Annotated in this window: 15 protein-coding genes; 8 read left to right on the plus strand and 7 right to left on the minus strand. The window is 44.0% G+C overall.

The window, feature by feature from the left end; translation table 11 throughout:
* Positions 1-41 precede the first annotated feature (41 nt).
* From DIU38_RS17280 to DIU38_RS17305, 6 genes are all read left to right on the plus strand, one after another.
* Positions 42-374, plus strand: a complete 333-nt coding sequence (locus DIU38_RS17280; RefSeq protein ID WP_112652232.1) for a hypothetical protein — start codon at positions 42-44, stop codon at positions 372-374.
* 10 nt (positions 375-384) lie between these two features.
* Positions 385-780: an ACT domain-containing protein gene (locus tag DIU38_RS17285; protein WP_112652231.1), complete on the plus strand. Its 396-nt coding sequence runs from the start codon at positions 385-387 to the stop codon at positions 778-780.
* A gap of 89 nt (positions 781-869) precedes the next feature.
* A complete protein-coding gene (gene pyrR, locus DIU38_RS17290) occupies positions 870-1,418 on the plus strand; it encodes a bifunctional pyr operon transcriptional regulator/uracil phosphoribosyltransferase PyrR (protein ID WP_090531558.1) in 549 nt (182 codons plus the stop codon).
* 147 nt (positions 1,419-1,565) lie between these two features.
* Positions 1,566-2,498 (plus strand): aspartate carbamoyltransferase catalytic subunit, encoded by a 933-nt coding sequence (locus DIU38_RS17295; protein ID WP_091163068.1) that lies wholly within the window; start codon positions 1,566-1,568, stop codon positions 2,496-2,498.
* A gap of 16 nt (positions 2,499-2,514) precedes the next feature.
* On the plus strand, positions 2,515-3,054 hold the full coding sequence (locus tag DIU38_RS17300; RefSeq protein ID WP_112652230.1) for a hypothetical protein: 540 nt from the start codon (positions 2,515-2,517) through the stop codon (positions 3,052-3,054).
* A gap of 84 nt (positions 3,055-3,138) precedes the next feature.
* The gene (locus tag DIU38_RS17305; RefSeq protein WP_112652229.1) at positions 3,139-4,569 is read left to right on the plus strand and encodes a serine hydrolase domain-containing protein; all 1,431 of its coding nucleotides are present in this window, start codon (positions 3,139-3,141) and stop codon (positions 4,567-4,569) included.
* A gap of 224 nt (positions 4,570-4,793) precedes the next feature.
* On the opposite strand, the gene DIU38_RS17310 is transcribed toward DIU38_RS17305, so the two are convergent.
* Genes DIU38_RS17310 through DIU38_RS17320 form a run of 3 tightly spaced genes read right to left on the minus strand, consistent with a single transcriptional unit; the run spans position 4,794 to position 10,581 of the window.
* On the minus strand, positions 4,794-5,921 hold the full coding sequence (locus DIU38_RS17310; RefSeq protein ID WP_112652228.1) for an efflux RND transporter periplasmic adaptor subunit: 1,128 nt from the start codon (positions 5,919-5,921) through the stop codon (positions 4,794-4,796).
* Positions 5,914-9,159: an efflux RND transporter permease subunit gene (locus DIU38_RS17315; RefSeq protein ID WP_112652227.1), complete on the minus strand. Its 3,246-nt coding sequence runs from the start codon at positions 9,157-9,159 to the stop codon at positions 5,914-5,916. The genes DIU38_RS17310 and DIU38_RS17315 overlap by 8 nt, the downstream gene beginning before the upstream one ends.
* 18 nt (positions 9,160-9,177) lie before the next feature.
* On the minus strand, positions 9,178-10,581 hold the full coding sequence (locus DIU38_RS17320) for a TolC family protein (protein ID WP_112652272.1): 1,404 nt from the start codon (positions 10,579-10,581) through the stop codon (positions 9,178-9,180).
* 89 nt (positions 10,582-10,670) lie between these two features.
* Between DIU38_RS17320 and DIU38_RS17325 the strand changes: the two genes are divergently transcribed.
* Positions 10,671-11,621 carry a LysR family transcriptional regulator gene (locus tag DIU38_RS17325; protein ID WP_167516216.1) on the plus strand — a complete coding sequence of 317 codons (951 nt, stop codon included), beginning with the start codon at positions 10,671-10,673 and terminating at the stop codon, positions 11,619-11,621.
* Positions 11,575-12,825, plus strand: a complete 1,251-nt coding sequence (locus tag DIU38_RS17330; RefSeq protein ID WP_112652225.1) for a glycosyl hydrolase family 8 — start codon at positions 11,575-11,577, stop codon at positions 12,823-12,825. The genes DIU38_RS17325 and DIU38_RS17330 overlap by 47 nt, the downstream gene beginning before the upstream one ends.
* A 28-nt stretch (positions 12,826-12,853) precedes the next feature.
* Here the strand turns inward: DIU38_RS17330 and DIU38_RS17335 are convergent, their stop codons facing one another.
* The 4 genes from DIU38_RS17335 to DIU38_RS17350 form a co-directional block, all read right to left on the minus strand.
* Positions 12,854-14,164, minus strand: a complete 1,311-nt coding sequence (locus DIU38_RS17335; protein ID WP_112652224.1) for a flavin monoamine oxidase family protein — start codon at positions 14,162-14,164, stop codon at positions 12,854-12,856.
* Between the two features lie 219 nt (positions 14,165-14,383).
* Entirely contained in the window at positions 14,384-15,448 is a 1,065-nt protein-coding gene (locus DIU38_RS17340) for a hypothetical protein (RefSeq protein WP_149354118.1), read from the minus strand.
* Between the two features lie 139 nt (positions 15,449-15,587).
* Positions 15,588-17,171, minus strand: a complete 1,584-nt coding sequence (locus tag DIU38_RS17345) for a glycoside hydrolase family 2 protein (protein ID WP_149354119.1) — start codon at positions 17,169-17,171, stop codon at positions 15,588-15,590.
* Positions 17,172-17,340: 169 nt separating this feature from the next.
* Positions 17,341-18,894, minus strand: a complete 1,554-nt coding sequence (locus tag DIU38_RS17350; protein ID WP_112652222.1) for an FG-GAP repeat domain-containing protein — start codon at positions 18,892-18,894, stop codon at positions 17,341-17,343.
* Positions 18,895-18,907 lie beyond the last annotated feature (13 nt).

The raw sequence follows: 18,907 nt of genomic DNA on the forward strand, positions 1-18,907 counted from the left end.
CCGGAGGGCTTTTTTTGCTCTATTAGTTTTATATTTATAGGATGAAAACCTTTATCATAGATACATTTACGTTTAAAATCACCCGTATCTTACTTTTATTAACGTTACTTATTATTTTTATCATGTTTGGCCTAAACTTCAATCGTATGATGATTTCTTTCGCTATTTATGTGAGTGTTATTTCATTTTCTCTTGTAATAGCCACCTTAGGCTACACAGGATTTATAGTAAGAATGATTTATTTAAGGGAATCATTTTCAAAATCGCCAATGGACGATAGTTCTATGCATCTTACGGTACTAAGCCTATTATTTGGATTTTCTGTATTCATAGCTGTAGGAATGGTTTTGCCAGCTTTGAATTACCCACGATAATATAATAAATATGGCCACCGGAGAAACCAACCTCAACGCTCTGCTCAAAAACATGACTCCTGTACTTCATGACGGTGATTATGTTTATTGTACAACTGCATCATTAAACGATATTAATACCGATGATATCATAGCTTTTTTTAAAGAACAGGAGGCGGTAACTCTCATCCTAAAAAAAGAAACAGCCGATAAGTTAAATCTTGAATACAGCTATGTTGCAGCCTGGATAACTTTAACCATCCATTCATCGCTTGAAGCAATCGGCCTTACTGCCGCATTTGCAACCGTATTAGCCAAAGAAAACATCAGCTGTAACGTAGTAGCAGCCTATTATCATGACCATATTTTTGTGGCGAAGAAAGATGCAGAAAGAGCGATAGCGACTTTGAGAAAACTTGCCGATTAACTGATTTTTAAAAAGTCTCCCCTATCGGGGGAGATTTAGAGGGGGCTTTTGAAAACAAATTATTACTTTTGCCCAAATCCACCCATACGATGCAAAATCTAACACTGCTCGACGGACAAAAGTTTCAAATTACCATACAACGTTTATGTCGCCAGTTAATTGAAAATCATAACGACTTTTCAAATACAGTATTAATTGGTATTCAGCCGCGTGGCATTTATTTAGCCAAACGCGTTGCAGAGGAACTCAGAAAAATCCTTCCGGATAAAAACATATTACAAGGCGATCTCGATATCACCTTTTACCGCGACGATTTCCGCCGCCGTGAATCACAACTGGTGCCTAATCAAACTAAAATAGATTTTATTATTGAAGGTAAAAAAGTGATCATGATGGATGATGTACTATGGACAGGCCGTACCATTCGCGCCGCAATGGATGCCATGCAGGCATTTGGCAGACCGGAAAAGATAGAGCTACTGGCTTTGGTTGACCGTCGTTACTCGCGCCACATCCCGGTCTCTGCAGATTATGTGGGCATTGAGGTTGATTCTATCGCGTCACAAAAAGTAGTGGTTAGCTGGAAAGATACAGACGGCGAGGACAAGATAGTGCTTGTTTCGGAAGTACAGGAGTAATAGAATTAATAATATGTCATTGCGAGCGATAGCGCGGCAATCGCATACTATACAGAGCAACCCGCGTAGTTCGCGATTGCTTCGTACCTCGCAATGACATAACTAATAACACAACAAGGATTAAAATATAACAGGAAAATAACTGAGATGGCAGGACTGAGCACACGACACTTATTAGGTATAAAAGATTTGAACCGGGCAGATATTGAGTTGATATTTGAAACTGCTGATACCTTTAAATCTGTTTTAAACCGGCCGATCAAGAAAGTGCCGTCGCTACGGGATGTTACCATTGCCAATATTTTCTTTGAAAACTCAACCCGTACCCGTTTATCATTTGAGCTGGCCGAAAAAAGACTTTCGGCTGATGTGATCAACTTCGCGGCATCGTCATCATCAGTAAGCAAAGGCGAAACACTGATTGATACAGTAAACAACATCCTGGCCATGAAGGTTGATATGGTTGTAATGCGCCACCCTTACGCTGGTGCGGGTATCTTCCTGTCAAAACACGTAAAAGCACAAATTGTAAATGCTGGCGACGGCGCACATGAGCATCCTACCCAGGCTTTGCTTGATGCTTTCTCTATCCGTGAAAAATACGGCGATGTAGCAGGCAAAAAAGTAGTTATTGTGGGCGATATTCTGCACTCGCGTGTAGCACTTTCCAACATTCTTTGCCTAAAACAACTTGGCGCAGAAGTAATGGTTTGCGGACCAACCACACTTATTCCAAAATACATTGGCTCATTGGGTGTAAAGGTTGAGCACAACCTCATCAAAGCACTTAACTGGTGCGATGTTGCCAATATGCTCCGCATCCAATTAGAACGTCAGGATATTAAATATTTCCCTTCTTTGAGGGAATACACCATGCTGTTCGGTCTAAATAAAACCATTTTAGATTCGTTGGATAAGGAGATTACCGTAATGCACCCCGGCCCTATCAACCGCGGCGTGGAGATCACCAGCGATGTGGCCGACAGCAAACAGTCTATCATTCTCGACCAGGTAGAAAACGGTGTTGCCGTGCGTATGGCAGTGCTTTACCTGCTGGCCGGACAAACTCCAACTATATAAATAGCATGTTTCAGGTATGAAATTCAATTTTAAAACATATCTGAAACATACTTACAAAACCGAACTGGTTTATCTTGCCGTTATTGTTGCACTGTATTTTTACGATAAAAACAATATCATCTTCCTTTTATTTTTCCCGTTCTCATTTATACAGGGTTATTATCGCTATCAATATAAATTAACCCAGACCGAAAAGCTTAAAGCCCGTGGCCTCACCGAAGAGGACATCGACAACATCAGCTTCGTGAAAAAGTGGGAGCACTCACGCAAACGCGGTATGTGGAGCTATTGTATCATCGACGGCGGGTTTATTTTCGGGTTAGCTATATCCCTTATCACAAGTATAGCCTGGCTAATTTTCAAGGGCAAAGACATGCACACATTACTTGCCGAACCCGGCGATATGTTTGCTTTTATTGGTTACAATTATATAATCGGGGCAGGTATTGCCGTTATCATATTCCGTATGAAATGGAAATACAATGAGAAACGTTTTGTGCGCCTAACCGATCCTTTGGCTGATAATTACTTTGCCAAGGATTACCAGGATATTTAAGTCAGTAGTCTTTAGTCATAAATCTATTTTTTTTTCTTCAGGCTAAAGACTAAATGATATTTAATTAAACACGAATTACTTTTCATGAAACTCAGGTTCTGTTTTATCTTACTTCTATTCACTCCGGGTATAACTTTTGCTCAAAGCCATCAGCAGTATAAAACCGATTCGGTATTCGTGCTTGTGAAAAAATTCTTCAACGCCAAACAGGCCGACTCCATTTATACCTTAACCGGGCCTAATTTCAGGCATGCCGTAAGTGCGGGCCAGTTCCGCAGTCTTACCGAACAGCAACTTTTCCCGTTAAATGATATCAGGGGTTCGTCAGTTATCAATTTTGTTAACAATAAGGTAAGTACCTACAAACTGGTATTTCAATCGGCAACATTACAACTGCTTATGAGCCTCGATGCGGGTAATAAAATAGAACTCTTCCTGTTCCAGCCTTATAAAGACATTAATGCCGATAAAACAACACAGGTACCTACATCCAACAAACTACTCAACACTATGGACAAACAGGTTGAAGAAATTGCCCGTCCTTACATTCAAAAAGTAAATACAGTAGGCCTTAGTATAGGCATATTAAAAGATGGCCAGACCAGCACCTACAATTACGGGGAAACCGCTCGCGGCAACAACCAGCTGCCAACTGCCAATACGCTGTTCGAGATCGGTTCCATCACCAAAACGTTTACAGTTACCCTGCTGGCATATTACGCCAACGAAGGCAAAGTAAAACTAACAGACCCTATCACCAAATACCTGCCAGATTCCGTAAAAACCAATGGGGCGTTGAATGATATTACGCTGAAAACCCTGAGTAATCATACATCCGGTTTGGCCCGGATCCCCGAAAATCTCCAGTTTGATTCGGCCAGCGCAGCAAATCCCTATAAAAGTTATAATAAACGGTTGCTGTATAGTTATCTGAGAACCTGCAAACTCAACAGCAAACCGGGAGAGCAATACGCATACTCCAATTTAGGGGTAGGTTTATTAGGAACGATATTGTCACAAGTAAGCGGCAAAACATTTGATCAGATGGTGCAGGAAGTGATCTGTAGCCCATTGGGGATAAAGAACACTGTACAGCATTTAAGTGCTTTGCAACTCCCCCACTTCACCAAAGTATACAGCCAGTACGGCGATGCAACAGTAGCCTGGGATTTTAACGCCCTTGCCGCCTGCGGAGCCCTTCATTCAACAGTAAACGACCTGCTGACATACACAAAGGCTAACATGGCTAATGGCACTGATAAGCTATCAGAGGCTTTTGAACTAACACACCAGATCACCTACAGCAAAGATGCCAAAATAGCCCTTGGCTGGCATATCATCTTGGTTGATGGCGTAGAATACATTTTCCATAATGGCGGCACTTACGGCAGTAGCAGCTTCCTCGCTTTTAATGCCGATAAAAAGTTTGCTGTGATTGTATTATCAAACGCTGCTGAAAGTACGGATGCTGTGGGGACGGGCATTATTAAGAAGTTGCAAGCGGAGGTTAAATAATTTAAAACCATGTCACTGCTGAGCGAAGCGCGACAATCTTGTAACCAATGCGTTTCCGCTCTGTATAGCTACGGGATTGCCGCGTCGCACCCAGGCTCATTTCCCTTTCTGCTCCTCGCAATGACATAATTTTATATAAAAAGAGCCCGAAAACTTTTCAGTTTTCGGGCTCTTTTATCCCTTCGCACTATCCATCAGGCCGAATCTAATCGACCTTCAATTTATTAATATTTCAAGGTCGATCCGTTCCTGATCTCATCTGATGCTGCTTTTACCAGCTTATCATCAGGTTTCAGGTCGCCACCGAAAATTTCGATGCTATCGCCATTGCTCAGGCCTTTTTTAACATCAACCCAAACGGCTTTGTGATCAACAACTTTAATTACAAAAACCTTTTCGGTTGAAGTCGCTACTGCTGTTTTAGGCACCACATAAGTGCTGTCGCCGGCAGGCAGTGGTACACTTACTTCTGCAAACATGTGGGGAAGCAGTTTTTTGTCTTTATTGTAAACGTCCATCTCCAGGCGTTCGGCGCGTAATTTTTCATCAAGTGCGCCTGCGATACGTTTTACCTGGGCGGTAAATTTTTGACTTGGTAATGCCCTAACAGTAAAACCAACTTCGCTTTTGTTGCTCAATGCACCTGTGTAAATTTCGGGCACCGATACCACTAAACGTAAACGGCCCTGATCCTGTATAGTAAACAACGGATCGGTACTTTTACCACCCGGACCAACATAGGCACCCAAGTTAACGTTACGGCTGGTGATCACACCGTCAAACGGGGCGCGGATCTCAAGGTAAGCCAAATTAGCTGATACTTCTTTTAAGCCGGATTTAGCAGCGTCAATATTAGCCTCATCAGCATTCTTTTTAGCTTCAGCCTGCTCCAGGTCGTTTTGAGAAACGGTACCCGGGGTTTTGCTGGTGCTTACCAGCCTGTCATAAGTAGCTTTGCTGGCAAAGTAAACCGCCTCAAATTGTTTGATGCGTGATTGCGCGGCCGCTAATTGTGAGTTGATTTCCGGTGCTTCAAGCACAGCTAATAACTGACCCTGGTGTACTTCCGAACCGATATCAACCAAAAGCTTTTTAACATAGCTGTTGGTTTTGGCATACAGGTCAACTTGTTGGTAAGGGATCAGCTCACCAGGTATGGTGATGTTGCTGCTTAACCTGCCTTTGGTTACCGGCACAATTTGTACAGTGGGCGTTTCAACAGCTTCCTGTTGCTCCTGCTCTTCCTGTTGTTCTTTCTTTTCTTTATCATCCGAGTGGCAGGCACTCAATGAGCCTATTGCCATTGCTAAAACGGCAAGCAGCAGTATTGATTTATTTTTTAGCTTATTCATGGTGGTGCAAAGGGACATAAAATTTACTTTCTTTATCTTCTGGGTCTAATGAAACAGATTGGGTAGTGGCATTACCTTGTACCCAGGCAAAAACTAATGGTAATATCAGCAGCGCAGCAAAAGTTGATGCGATAAGTCCACCAATAACGGCGCGACCAAGCGGTGAGGTTTGATCACCACCTTCACCTAAGCCGGATGCCATCGGGATCATACCCACAATCATGGCCAAACTGGTCATCAAAATAGGACGAAGACGTAATGCTACCGCTTCACGGGCTGATTTTAATGCATCGCCGTTGTGTTTACGTAACTCTTCGGCATTGGTGATCAGTAGCACTGCGTTGGAAATAGATACACCCACCGACATAATCATACCCATGTATGATTGAAGGTTAAGCGTAGCGCCGGTGATTTTCACCAGCAGCAATGAACCAAACAAAACAGCCGGCACAGTTGATAATACCACCATCGACATTTTGAACGACTGGAAGTTTGCAGCCAGCATCAAAAAGATCACCAATACGGCTACCAATAAGCCCGATTGTAAGCTATTAAGCGTATCGGTAAGGGTTTGGCTCATGCCATGCATCTCAACTGTTAAACCGCGCGGTGGTTTGCCTAATTCGTCAATGGCTTTCTGCACATCATTGGTTGCAGTACCCAAATCCTTTTTGTTGATGTTTGCCGTTACCGATAGTGTCGGCACAGCGCCTACGTTATCGTTTTCGCCAAAGGTGGTGCCTGTTTTAACATCAGCTACATCACCCAATACCGGGCGGGCCTGGTTTGCCAGCACAGGAATCTCCTTCACATCGTTTAGGCTGGCCATTTGATACTCCGGCACCTGTACCTGCACAAGGTAGCTCAAGTTTGATTTTTCATCAATCCAGTTGTTCTTTTCTGTAAATCTTGATGATGAAGTTGATGCCACAAGCGAACGGGAGATATCATTTAAACCAACGCCAAGCTGCGCAGCCCGCTGCCTGTCGATATTAATATCGATGGTTGGGTAATTAAACGACTGACCTATCTGCACATCGCGCAGGTATTTTATATCTTTCAGTTTATTGATAACCTTAAAGGCATACTCAACATTTTGCTTTTTGTTTTTACCGGTGATGGCTACTTCAATAGGAGTTGGCGAACCCTGGCTCAGGATCTTATCAGTCAATTCAATCGGCTCAAATGATAGTTTAACGTTGGGTAACTGTTTTGCCATTTCATGCCTGAATTTTTCCTTCAGATCATCAAGATTAACCTTATAATCCTCCGTTAAACTCACCTGCATCACAGACTCTTGCGGACCAGCCATAAACAGATAGATAGGGTTAGTTGAGAATGATGAAGGGTGCGAGCCAACAAATGTCGAAGTTATAGCTATATGGTTTTTACCCACAATATCGCCCAATATGTGTTGCGCCTTAACAGCTATTAGTTCTGTACGCTCTAAACGGGTACCATCAGCAGCCCGCAAACGTACCTGGAAGGTACCTGAGTTTACCTTAGGCAATACGTCACGGCCTATGATATTGAATAACAGGAAAGCAAGGCCAAAGGCAACGATTACATACACTATTACCAGTATCTTGCGGTTAGGCAGCATGCGGTCCATCAGGCGCATAAAGCTATCCCTGAATTTGTCAAAGCGAGTTACCTCGTCGCCGGTATGTTCAAGGGCAGCCTTCATGGCCTTTTCTTTTTGTTCCCATGGCTCACCTTCATCCTCCAGTGCAAAACCATCTTTATGACTGTGGTCTTCATGTTTGTTTACCATGATCCAGTTGGCCATAATTGGTACAAAGGTTTGCGCCAGGAAGTAAGATACGATCATCGAGAAACCGATAGCCAGCGCCAACGGCAGGAACAATGCTCCCGGAATCCCGTTCATGGTAAATGCAGGTGCAAACACCGCCAGGATACAGAACAGGATCAGCAATTTAGGGAACGCGATCTCCTTACAGGCATCCCAGATAGCCAAAGCTTTCGGCTTGCCCATGTCAAAGTGCTGGTGAATATTCTCAATTGTCACCGTCGACTCATCCACCAAAATACCTATTGCCAGCGAAAGCCCGCTCAGCGTCATGATATTGATGGTTTGGTGCGCCAGCGACAGGAAGAATATAGCCGAAATAATACAGGTAGGTATCGTAAGGATCACGATAAGCGCTCCGCGTTTATCACCTAAAAACAGCAATACCATTAAGCCGGTCAGTACCGCGCCTATCGCGCCCTCTTCGGCCAAACTTTTTACCGCGTTAATTACATAAACCGACTGGTCAAACACGAACGACAGCTTCACATCATCGGGTAGTAAGGCCTGGAATTTTGGCAATGCTTTTTTCAGGTTTTGCACTACTTCCCAGGTTGAGGCCGTGGCCGATTTGGTGATTGGCAGGTAAACCGAACGCTTACCATTAATAAGTGCATAGCCGTTGGTGATATCGGCGCCATCTTCTATAGTGGCAACATCCTTCATAAAAACGGTTTGGATCCCATTTTTATAAAGCGGAATATCTCCAAAATCCGGGATTTTCTTTATGGTGGTATTTGAAGGTGCAAGGTAATTGTAATCTCCTATGCGCACGTTACCTGCGGGAGTATTCTGGTTATTCTCGCGCAATGCTGCCACAATTTGATCAGGCGTTAAATTGTGCGAGCGTAACAGGTTAGGATCAACCTTGATCAGGATAGTACGCTGGTTACCGCCAAAAGGTGCAGGCGCAACAAGGCCCGGGATGGAGGTAAATGACGAACGCACATAAACCAAAGCATAATCGAGCAATTCGTTATTGCTACGAGTGGCGCTGCTCAACACCAACTGACCAACCGGCAGCGTTGAGGCATCAAAGCGTAAAATAAAGGGCGGCTGCGACCCCTGCGGGAAGCTGGCCTGCGCCCGGTTGGTATAACTCGTGACCTCCGCCGCGGCCTGGGCCATATTAGTGCCCTCGTAAAAAGTAACTTTAATTAACGTTAAACCTTGTATGTTTTTCGTTTCGATGCTTTTTACACCCGATACGAAAAGCAACAGGTTAACATATTGCTTACCGAAGTAAGCCTCCATTTGGTTGGGGGTGAAACCGCCGTATGGGTGCGATACATATATAACCGGCAGGTTTAGATCGGGAAATATATCGATCTTGATAGTCCGCACCGCATTTATACCGAAGAAGAACAGCCCGGCTACGATAACCAATATGGTAATTGGTTTTTGCAGCGCCCCTTTTATCATTCCCATTGTATATGTGTGTAACTGTTAAAAATTATTGATGAATATCCCGAAATCGCCTGTAGCTGCTGATTTGAACAGCAGTGCCTGCCATACGTTATTCAATGCTATATATTTGTCAACCTCGGCCCGGTTAAGGGTATAAAGCGCCTGTGTAAAATCAACTATGTTTGATAGTCCGTTTTTATACAGTGTATATTTTTGAATGTAAGCGTTATTAGCGGCCGAAACTTCAACCGGTACTTCGTTTACATTTTTAAGAGCGTTGCCTATGCGTGTTTCGGCAAGGCTGCGCTGTGCTTCCAGTTGCTTATCAACCAATTCGTAATCGTTTTTCAATTGCGCTGAGGTAAACTTTTGCGATTGTACCTGATAGTGGGTCCTGAAAACGCTGGTAAAATTCCATACCATACCTATTCCAAACAGGTAGTTGTAACGGGCTGGGTCAACACCTGCGCCGTAGCTGCCGGTGTAGCTATCCTGGTTAGTGCCGTAGTCCGGCTTAAAGCCTGAGCCCCTGCCCTGGTAAACACCAAAAAGGCTAAAGGTTGGCAAGGCGAAAGTGCGAAGGTATTTAGCCTGTTGATCGCTCACGTTTACCCTGTTTTGATAGAACTTCAAAGTTGGGTGATCGGTTGCGGCAACAGCGCTCAAAGTCTCCAGGTTATTGGGCTGTCTGGTAATGAAAGCACTATCCAATTGAAATTCCTGGGCGGGAATTCCTAAATAAATAGATAGCTGATTACTTTGATCCTGTACCGTTTGCTGCGAATTGGTAAGCGCGATCTTGGCGTTAGATACTTCGGCGTTGGCCAGGGATGAATCCACACCCGGATTTAAGCCGTTCTTTACGCGGGCTACGACTACTTTTTGCAATTCCATAGCACGGTTAAGGTTATCCTGCTGCGCCTTGGCAAGCTGTTGTGCAGCAAGTAGATTTAAATACGTGGCTGCAACGCGTACCTGGTGCTGAAATTGCTCCTGTGCAAGATCAGTTTCATCGCGCGATACGATGGTTTTTTGTACGCCGATCCTTTGTTTCGATCTGCCGAAGGCGAAAAAATCCCAGCTAACGTTGGTTAGATAGAGGGCACCAAAAGCGGCATTCCAGTTCTGTTTGGCCAAAGCTGGCCCCGATGAGGATACCGACAAGCCACGGTAACCATACGATGGTCCGTTTTGGCCATTCACTGTTCCGTAGTCCTGCTGCGCGGAGAAATTTACATCCGGCAGATACTCCGTTTTTGTTTCTTTGAGATATGCCTTAGAGGCGTTAAGCTGGTTTGCCTTCGACTTAATAGAAGCATAGTTAGCAAGGGCCATTTGTTCAGCATCCTTAATGGAAAGGACTTTTTGCTGAGCTTGTACGTGTAAGACATATGAAACACTCAAAAAAAACAGGAGTAATTTTTTTGAAGTTGTGTTTAACATGAGGTGTATTTTATACACAGCAAATGTATATCTATATGATTCATGAAAAAAATGAATTAATTTTGTGTAAATCATTAGCAAAACTAATAATGAATATTGCATTACATCATTTCAGGTTAATTGATACCATTTCAAAAGAGGGTTCGCTGACCAAAGCAGCAAGTGCTTTACATCTAACCCAATCGGCCCTGAGCCACCAGTTAAAAGAACTGGAAAAAGAACTGGACATAGAGGTGTTCCATCGCCAGGGAAAGAAGCTTCAGCTAACCGAAGTGGGCTATCGTTTCCTACGAAGTTCGGAAAAAATATTGGCCGAAATACGCACCCTTGAAGAAGATATTAACAACTATAAAAATGGCAAAACCGGCAAGCTTAATATTAGTATGCAATGCTATACTGCATACCATTGGTTACCCGGCGTAATTAAAGATTTCAAAAGCCAATGGCCTGATATTAATATAAATATAGTTTCAGATGCCAGTCGCCGACCACTTGAATACCTCATGCGGGGCGACCTTGACCTGGGTATTGTGCGCACCCAAATGGTGAATACTCAGATAGTGTATGAACCCATTTTTGAAGACCGCCTGATATGTATTTTACCGGCCGATCATCCCCTAGCAAAAAAGGCCGTTATTGACATCTGCGACTTCCAGGATCAGGAGCTGATCCTCGCCCTTTATGACCCCTCATACCAGGAAACTCCGGTCATCGAAACACTCATCCAGGAACAGCATGTCAAGCCCAAAACATTGAGCCGCATCCACTACACAGATGCCACTATTGAGATGGTAAATGCAGGTCTCGGAATAAGCGTTATGGCCGACTGGATTGTGAAGCCGTACCTGCCCGGTAAACACATTGTTACAAAACCGTTGCACCACAGTATTGCAAAACGCACGTGGTATGCTGCTACCTGCAAGGATACACCGGCAATTCAGAACTTTTTGAGCTGCCTTAAGAACCATTTCTGCAAAACTGAGTTATTGTGCAATGATGTTGAAGAGGTTGCTGCTTACCCCGAACTACGTGCGATATAGCCTGTTCCTATTTTCGCTATTTATACTAAACGGCCTTCATGCACAGGTTGCATTAAGGCCGTTTCCGCAACATAGCCGGTATACTGCCGGTACAATAAAACCCAATCACATCAATCAGCAACAGCTTGATAGACAGGTAACCTCTTTTTACGATCAATGGAAACACAGGTACATTAAACCCGGCTGCGATAAAAATCAATTTTATGTTTGGTTTGAAAAGCCAGGTAAAGAATGCGTATCCGAAGGACAAGGCTACGGCATGGTGATCACAGCGTTGATGGCCGGATATGATAAACAGGCAAAAAACATTTACGATGGCTTGTATAATTACTACAAATCCCATCCCGCTAAAACATCGCCCTATATAATGGCCTGGGCCCAGCTAAAGAATTGTAAAAACCACGACCGGGATGCCGCCACCGACGGCGATATAGATATAGCATACTCCCTGCTGTTAGCCGATAAGCAATGGGGAAGCAAAGGCCAAATCAACTACCTGCAGGAAGCCAGGAACGCGATGGCGGCAATTATGCACTATGAGATTAATCCGAAAACGTTTTCTGTTTTACTAAGCGATGGCAGCGACGGAGACAGCGAAGATTATTATGATATGCGCGCATCTGATTTTATGCCTGCCAACTTCAAAGCATTTGAAAACGCATCAAAAACCGGTAAATGGCAAAAAGCTATTGATAACAACTATCGCTTATTTAACTATCTGCAGAAAACCTATAGCCCAGACGCTGGCCTGGTGCCCGATTTTATTAGACGCATAAACACAAAAGCGCGGCCCGCTCAACCCAACTATATGGAATCAAAGTATGACGGTTATTATAACTATAATGCTTGTAGGGTACCGTGGCGCATAGCTACCGATTATTTATTATATGGCGATAAACGCGCTAAAGGCTTTGTTAGTCCAATAAATCAATGGATCAGGCAAACTACTGATGGCAATCCGGATAATATTTCGGCAGGATATACGCTTGAAGGTAATGATATTAAAGGCAGATACTTCGAAGCTTTAAGTTTTATAGCGCCATTTACGGTATCGGCCATGGTCGACAAAAGTAATCAGCAGTGGCTTAATAAAGTCTGGGATTACCTCATAGCCTTTAAACTGAAGGATTATGATTATTACGATAATACTATCAAAATGTTGGATATGATTATTGTGAGTGGGAATTACTGGAAGGGACAATAGCATCTACAATCATGTCATTGACATTATTTTATTCATAGTCCAACAACATCTCCGCAGCCCTCAACCCACTCGTCAAAGCCGCCTCAACAGTTCCCATTGCCGTTCCTTCATACAGATACTCGCCTGCAAAAAATAAGGTATCACCAATAGGATGGCTCAGGATCTTTCTTGCTTCGGCTGTTTCTATGGTATCATAGCTGTATGAACCTCTCGAAAACGGATCGACAGTCCAGTTGATTACATTCCAGGTGAGGAGCTTTTCCTTCAGCTTCGCGATATCTATTTTAAAAATATTGGATATGGAGCCAAGAGCTTCTATCAAAACATCCTCGTCGCTCGTATGTACGCGCGCGGCTGCAGGTGGGCCGCCCAGCCAACCGGTAAGTAGTGGGCGATGTACAGGCATCTGAGTCCACCATACAGGGATTGCCTCATTTGAAAACAGGAAACCCATATCTTCCAGATCGGCACCGGTCATTTTACGGGTTTCGTCGCTGTACCAAAATGCTTCGTCAAACTCAAGTAACACCTTGATCACCGCTCCAAAGCCAAGCGATTTTAAGGCATTGATATAATAATCAACCGGGGGGTCAAAACTCAGTGTAGCCTTCAACCCGACCTCAGCCTGTAAAATTCCAAGCGGTACGGCAATCAGCAATTGCCGAGCCTGATAGGTTATCCCTATGTCTGTGCTTACCGTAACATGATGTTGGCCCCAGTCAATGTCTTTTGCAACAGCATTAAGATAAATATGCCCACCTGCCTGTTTAAACTCATTTGCCAAATAGGTGATTAACGTATAGTAACCTCCTTCTACACGATACTGCGCATCCTCATGCTCATTTTGCCATTCTTTACGGATAGAAAAGGCACTCGCTTTTTTAGGATCGGCATTATCATATCCCGATACATAGCCCCGCACCGATTCCCGGAGCCCTCCATATCGTTCGCCCGAAAACTCCTGCTGCATGAACGCTTCAATGCTCATATCATGCTTCAGTTGCATGATGCTTTCCAGAAATTCGTCCCAATGCTCAATAACGTGCCCTTCGGCTATAAACTTTCCATCCTCATATTTCCACATAGAAGCGGAGGCATGGGTATATTTAATGTCAGCTTCATTAAGCAGGCTTTGGGTTATGGGCAAATCGCCATGAATAAACTCAGCACCCAGTTCAGCAGGCTCTAATGATGTGCCATGCTCTAGTGTGTGAATGCGACCGCCAAGCCGGTTTCGGCCTTCAAGCAGCACAACATTTTTACCTGCTTTGGCAAGCGTACGGGCGGCCATCAAACCCGCGGCTCCCCCTCCTATGATAATTACATCTGTATTTTCCATATGTAAAATGCGTTGAGCAAGATAAGCAGATTTTCAAAACAGAACCTGTATGGTAAGTCATTCTTAAACAAAATTTAACTTAAAAAAAGTTAAAAGCTGAATGCACAAAGCTTAAAGCTTACGGTTTTGTTATTAATATTATAGCAAAAAAGGCGCGAAGCCGCTAAGAAAAAACTTTGCGTCTTCGCGCCTTTGCGAACATATTAAGTTTTAAAAATTTCAGGGCAATGTAATCACCTGCTTATCCAGATTCCAGCCTTCGAGTAATACGGTTGATTTTGCCGCGCCTAATTTGGCTACCGGGGCACTTACCGATACTATAATACTTTCATGTGGTGCCAAGCTAAAGTAATTACCAGTCCAATAACTTGGCATAACCTCCTCGCCGTTTTTCATCAATTGCGGGCGGACAAAGAATGCCAGTTGATTGGAGTTATTGGTAAACTGCATAGTCCACTTATTTTCGCTTAATCCTTTTTCAGCTTTGATCACTTTTCCCTGCACCTGTGCATGTTTCATATCGTTCAATGACTTAAAGTCATCAGTGGCCGATAGCCAGTAAACATTATGTGATACGGTTTTACCTGCCGCATTAGTCAGGTTCAACACTACAAAACTTACGCCTTTGGTAGCGGCAAGTGCATCTTTGAGCTGAATCACTTCCTTAACGCCAGTTTGCGCCAATCCTACATTGCCAACCTTTTCTGATTTAATCAGCTTGCTGTTGATATCATAAATATCGGCCGTAGCAGTTAAGCTTCCGGTGGCATGGTGTGTACGGTTGATGATTGCTATTGATGAATTATCATAATTATACTGGATGTGGATAGGTTCACAGGCATTTTGCATGGTGTAGTAACCTGCGTTAGGTTCAAGGTACCAATCGTAAATTTGCCATATCACACTTGGTAAAGCCGCATTTAACTTCCAGAGCATTACGCCGCCGGTTTCGTTCAGTTTATGGCCATCAGCTTCAAAAATACCCTGGTAACCTAAGGCGTTCATGAGCTGCATCTTGTCCGAAAAATCAACGATGCTACTTGGCTTGCCATACCTTTTGGTCATTTCTTCATAATACTTATCGTATTTACCGGCTCCGGTTGCCGCGTCATGGTAGCCCCATGAATTATTAAGCGGGAATGGCAAATTGGTATCCCAAGCCAAATTAGGGATGATCTTTGGCAGCGTTGTATACGGTGGTTGTGACGGCAGGCCAGTTTCGTCTTTAAACACCCAGTCTTTAGCAGCATCGGCCAGTTTATAATAGTCTTTGGGTCTTTCCATTCATAAGGGCCACCACTATAAACGCCCGACGGCATATCATCAGGCCATGAACCTTTCCAGCCTTCTGGTAGTTTGGCGAAGCCCGATGAACTTGGAATGAATGGACGCGTACCATCTAAATTAATGATATCATTACGCATTACATCATATAACTCTTTACGGCATGCCCTTCGTTTCCTCCTGTCCACACCAATAAGCTTGGGTGGTTGCGGATGCGGTAGATGGTACTTTCTACGTTTTTGATGAATACGTTGCCTTCCAGCGGCCAATCGGGTGAGCCTTTAAATTCGCCCTGTGTATCGCCGGTGATCCAAAAGTCCGACCATACCATTTGTCCATATTTATCGGCAGCATTCCAGAAAGCATCCGGCTCAGTAACGCCGCCACCCCAGATCCGTACCAGGTTTACATTGGCGTTACGGCACAGGTGCATCTCATAATCATAACGGGCCGAATCGCGGTTCACCATCATATCCGGCACCCAGGCACCACCTACTAAATGGACTTCCCTACCGTTAACATAAAACTTACGGCGCACAAAGCCATTGGCAGTGGTTTCGGCTTTTGAAGCCACCTTGCGGATGCCAAATACAAAAGTGGTATCATCACTTACTGTATTTCCCTCGGTGTATTGCATTCGGATCCGGTACAGATTTGCTTTACCATAACCATTAGGCCACCATAATTTAGGCTGATAGATTATCAGCTGGCTTATCTTATCGGCATTTAACTCAACTGCTTTTTCTTCCCCCACCGGTATCACTATAGGCTGGCTAAACAGAACCGGCGTGCCTGCAAAATTTTCGGGCTTTATGCTGATGGTGAGTTTACCGCCATGCGTTACAGTGGTATTGTTAGTTAATGTCAGGTTTAATGAAAGCTTGGCCGTGCCGGTATCGGGTAAGTTTGGTAAATCGGTAACCAGTTTTGGCCTGCCGATAGTTACCGCACCGCTTGTACGCAGAAAAACCGGTTGCCAGATGCCCATGTTACGGTCGCGCACCGGCGGGATCCAGTCCCAGCCTGATGAGCAAAGCATGGTTACATTTTTGCCGATATCGCCTGTTGGACCACCATTTTCATAAAACGGGCCAAGGGCTTTTAGTTGTTCCTTTGCAGGATAGCCCGGATAATCGAGCGGATAGATTTTTACGGCGAGTGCGTTTTCGGCGCCTGCTTTAACCGCACCACTCACATCCAGGTTATGTTCGGCAAACATACCGGCCATTTGGGTACTGTCGGCAATTTGCTTGCCGTTAAGCCATACGGCAGCGCGGTAGTTAATCCCCTTAAATATCAATTGGAAACGACGGCCTTTATCTGCCGCCGGCACTTTAAAAGTAGTACGGTACCAGTAAGGCTTTTTCCATGGGTTAGGGTCATTGGGCAGATGACTGTATTGTTCCAGGTTATATTCTTTATTAAACTGGTCGGAGGCATCAGGGATCAGCATATTATTAAGGCCCTGGTATGGATCTGGATAAATGTGATTGGCCACCAGTCCGGTAAGTACTGTAGATGGTACTTTTACAGGAAACCAGTATACCGGCGAGTGGTATTGTGTACTGGAAAGTTCGGTGCCTGTTGCACTTACCAAGGCCGATGATTGCAGATCGAAATTGCTTAATTTAACTTGTTTTACAACTCCTGATTGTGCCGATACAACGGCAGGCAAAACGAAGGCAGCGATAACACTTAAAGCTGAGCGGATACTTGTGTTCATTTAATATATCAATAAATAAGTATGGTAAAACTACTTAACATACAAGCAGATACAACTGTACTTATTTATCAATTTGTTGTACAAATGATACGTTTTGGGGCTTTAGTAATCAATTTACCAGTTTCTTATCAAGACAACCTCTGTCCTTATTAAAACAGTTAATGAAACCCTACTTCTTGATTGTTTTATTCTGCAGTACAATAATTGGCTCATACATATCCCAGTTGGGTTTATAATCCTTTTGGTTCATGAGGCCCTGCGCTCCTACCGAAAAATTGCCCAAAACCAGATCGGTATCGCCATCGCCATCAATATCACCGGCTTCCATCGAAATCCAACGACCTAATAAATTAACGGGAACCTCGTATACTTTAAACTTGCCCGGGCTAACCTGCTCGTGATAGGTAAAACCTTCGGTAGGATGATATTTATAATCGGGAAAGAAGGCGATCACTGCCAGATCAAGATCACCATCCTTATCAAAATCGGCGGCAATAGCTTTGGAGCAACCGTTGATATGGTAAAAGTAGGTTTGTGTAAATTTCCAATTGCCTTGGTTCGTAAATATATAAACTCCATGATAGGGCTTAAATATAGGCGAGTAATCATTGTTATCACCGCAGGTATATACAATATCGAGTTTGCCGTCATTGTTAACATCTACCAACTGGAAGCTGCTTGACCCATATACAGATGGAAAACGCATGACATTTTGGGTTGTAAATCCTGCCTTTTTGTCGTTCAGAAACAGCCAGATCCCTTCATCGGCCTGGGCAAACAGGCAAGCAATATCAGGCCAGCCATCGCCGTTAAAATCGCCGGTATAAACTATTTCAGGACCAGGAACTGCACGGATGATCTTTCTTTTGAATGTATGATTAGTTTGTTGCTGTAATAGGAACAAACCACCCCGGTCGCGGCCAAAACCGCAACTTACATAATCCATCAATCCATCTTTATTAAAATCAGCCGCAGCACTTTTAACGGGGCGTGGCAGGCTATCGGCCATTTGGGTGGTATCTTCTGATTTCTTGTCGAGATTAATATGTGTTAAGGTTCCTTTGAGTTGATCATTAGGCGGAAGGATCCCGATGCAGGTAACTACGGCACTGTTAGGTTCGGTTGCCGATTGATAAAAGGTAGCATCGGTTATTGGCGAATGGAATTTTTTGACCAGGGTAGCTGTAAGGTCACTACTCCAGCGGTAAAGCTTATTGCCGGCATCTCCTGTATAAAAGTGCTTATCAACGTCATTAAACTTAACCATGGTGGTCATGGCCTCCCCTGATTTTGTGTCAGCATTAGCAGGTCTTTTTACCGAAAATATAGCCGAATCGAGCAGGGCATCCGGTTTGGGAATTTTTAGTTTTTTGGGCGAGGCGTACCTATAGTAAACAACAATCTTTGTCCAATCGGCAAGAGAGAGCGCGGCCCCTGGACCGGCTATATACTGGTCCATAAAAGGGCGCATGCCAAGTTTTGCTCCCATAGCTGGTAATATGTGCTTGTCCCAGGTGGCACTATCCAGTAAAGAAGCATCGGGCGGTTCATGGCAGCTGCCGCAATGTTTGAACGCCGTTTTTTTAGCGTCGGCCAAAAGCTCTTCGTCGCTCGGTTCATTATCGCCGCAACTATTCAATGCGGCAATAACAACAGCTGTGAATATTATAGTCAGCAACAATACGTTTCGTTTTATTATGCTCACCCCTCCTGCTTTCCTCATACAGTTCGGTATC

This window comes from Mucilaginibacter metallidurans (assembly GCF_003286435.2).
GTDB lineage: Bacteria > Bacteroidota > Bacteroidia > Sphingobacteriales > Sphingobacteriaceae > Mucilaginibacter > Mucilaginibacter gossypii.

What these genes read in the sequence shown, in the direction of transcription:
- DIU38_RS17295 (WP_091163068.1), top strand. Translation starts at nt 1,566, where the DNA reads ATGGCAGGACTGAGCACACGACACTTATTAGGTATAAAAGATTTGAAC.
- DIU38_RS17305 (WP_112652229.1), top strand. Translation starts at nt 3,139, where the DNA reads ATGAAACTCAGGTTCTGTTTTATCTTACTTCTATTCACTCCGGGTATA.
- pyrR (WP_090531558.1), top strand. Translation starts at nt 870, where the DNA reads ATGCAAAATCTAACACTGCTCGACGGACAAAAGTTTCAAATTACCATA.
- DIU38_RS17300 (WP_112652230.1), top strand. Translation starts at nt 2,515, where the DNA reads ATGAAATTCAATTTTAAAACATATCTGAAACATACTTACAAAACCGAA.
- DIU38_RS17350 (WP_112652222.1), bottom strand. Translation starts at nt 18,894, where the DNA reads ATGAGGAAAGCAGGAGGGGTGAGCATAATAAAACGAAACGTATTGTTG.
- DIU38_RS17315 (WP_112652227.1), bottom strand. Translation starts at nt 9,159, where the DNA reads ATGGGAATGATAAAAGGGGCGCTGCAAAAACCAATTACCATATTGGTT.
- DIU38_RS17285 (WP_112652231.1), top strand. Translation starts at nt 385, where the DNA reads ATGGCCACCGGAGAAACCAACCTCAACGCTCTGCTCAAAAACATGACT.
- DIU38_RS17310 (WP_112652228.1), bottom strand. Translation starts at nt 5,921, where the DNA reads ATGAATAAGCTAAAAAATAAATCAATACTGCTGCTTGCCGTTTTAGCA.
- DIU38_RS17320 (WP_112652272.1), bottom strand. Translation starts at nt 10,581, where the DNA reads ATGTTAAACACAACTTCAAAAAAATTACTCCTGTTTTTTTTGAGTGTT.
- DIU38_RS17280 (WP_112652232.1), top strand. Translation starts at nt 42, where the DNA reads ATGAAAACCTTTATCATAGATACATTTACGTTTAAAATCACCCGTATC.
- DIU38_RS17330 (WP_112652225.1), top strand. Translation starts at nt 11,575, where the DNA reads ATGATGTTGAAGAGGTTGCTGCTTACCCCGAACTACGTGCGATATAGC.
- DIU38_RS17325 (WP_167516216.1), top strand. Translation starts at nt 10,671, where the DNA reads ATGAATATTGCATTACATCATTTCAGGTTAATTGATACCATTTCAAAA.
- DIU38_RS17345 (WP_149354119.1), bottom strand. Translation starts at nt 17,171, where the DNA reads ATGAACACAAGTATCCGCTCAGCTTTAAGTGTTATCGCTGCCTTCGTT.
- DIU38_RS17335 (WP_112652224.1), bottom strand. Translation starts at nt 14,164, where the DNA reads ATGGAAAATACAGATGTAATTATCATAGGAGGGGGAGCCGCGGGTTTG.
- DIU38_RS17340 (WP_149354118.1), bottom strand. Translation starts at nt 15,448, where the DNA reads ATGGAAAGACCCAAAGACTATTATAAACTGGCCGATGCTGCTAAAGAC.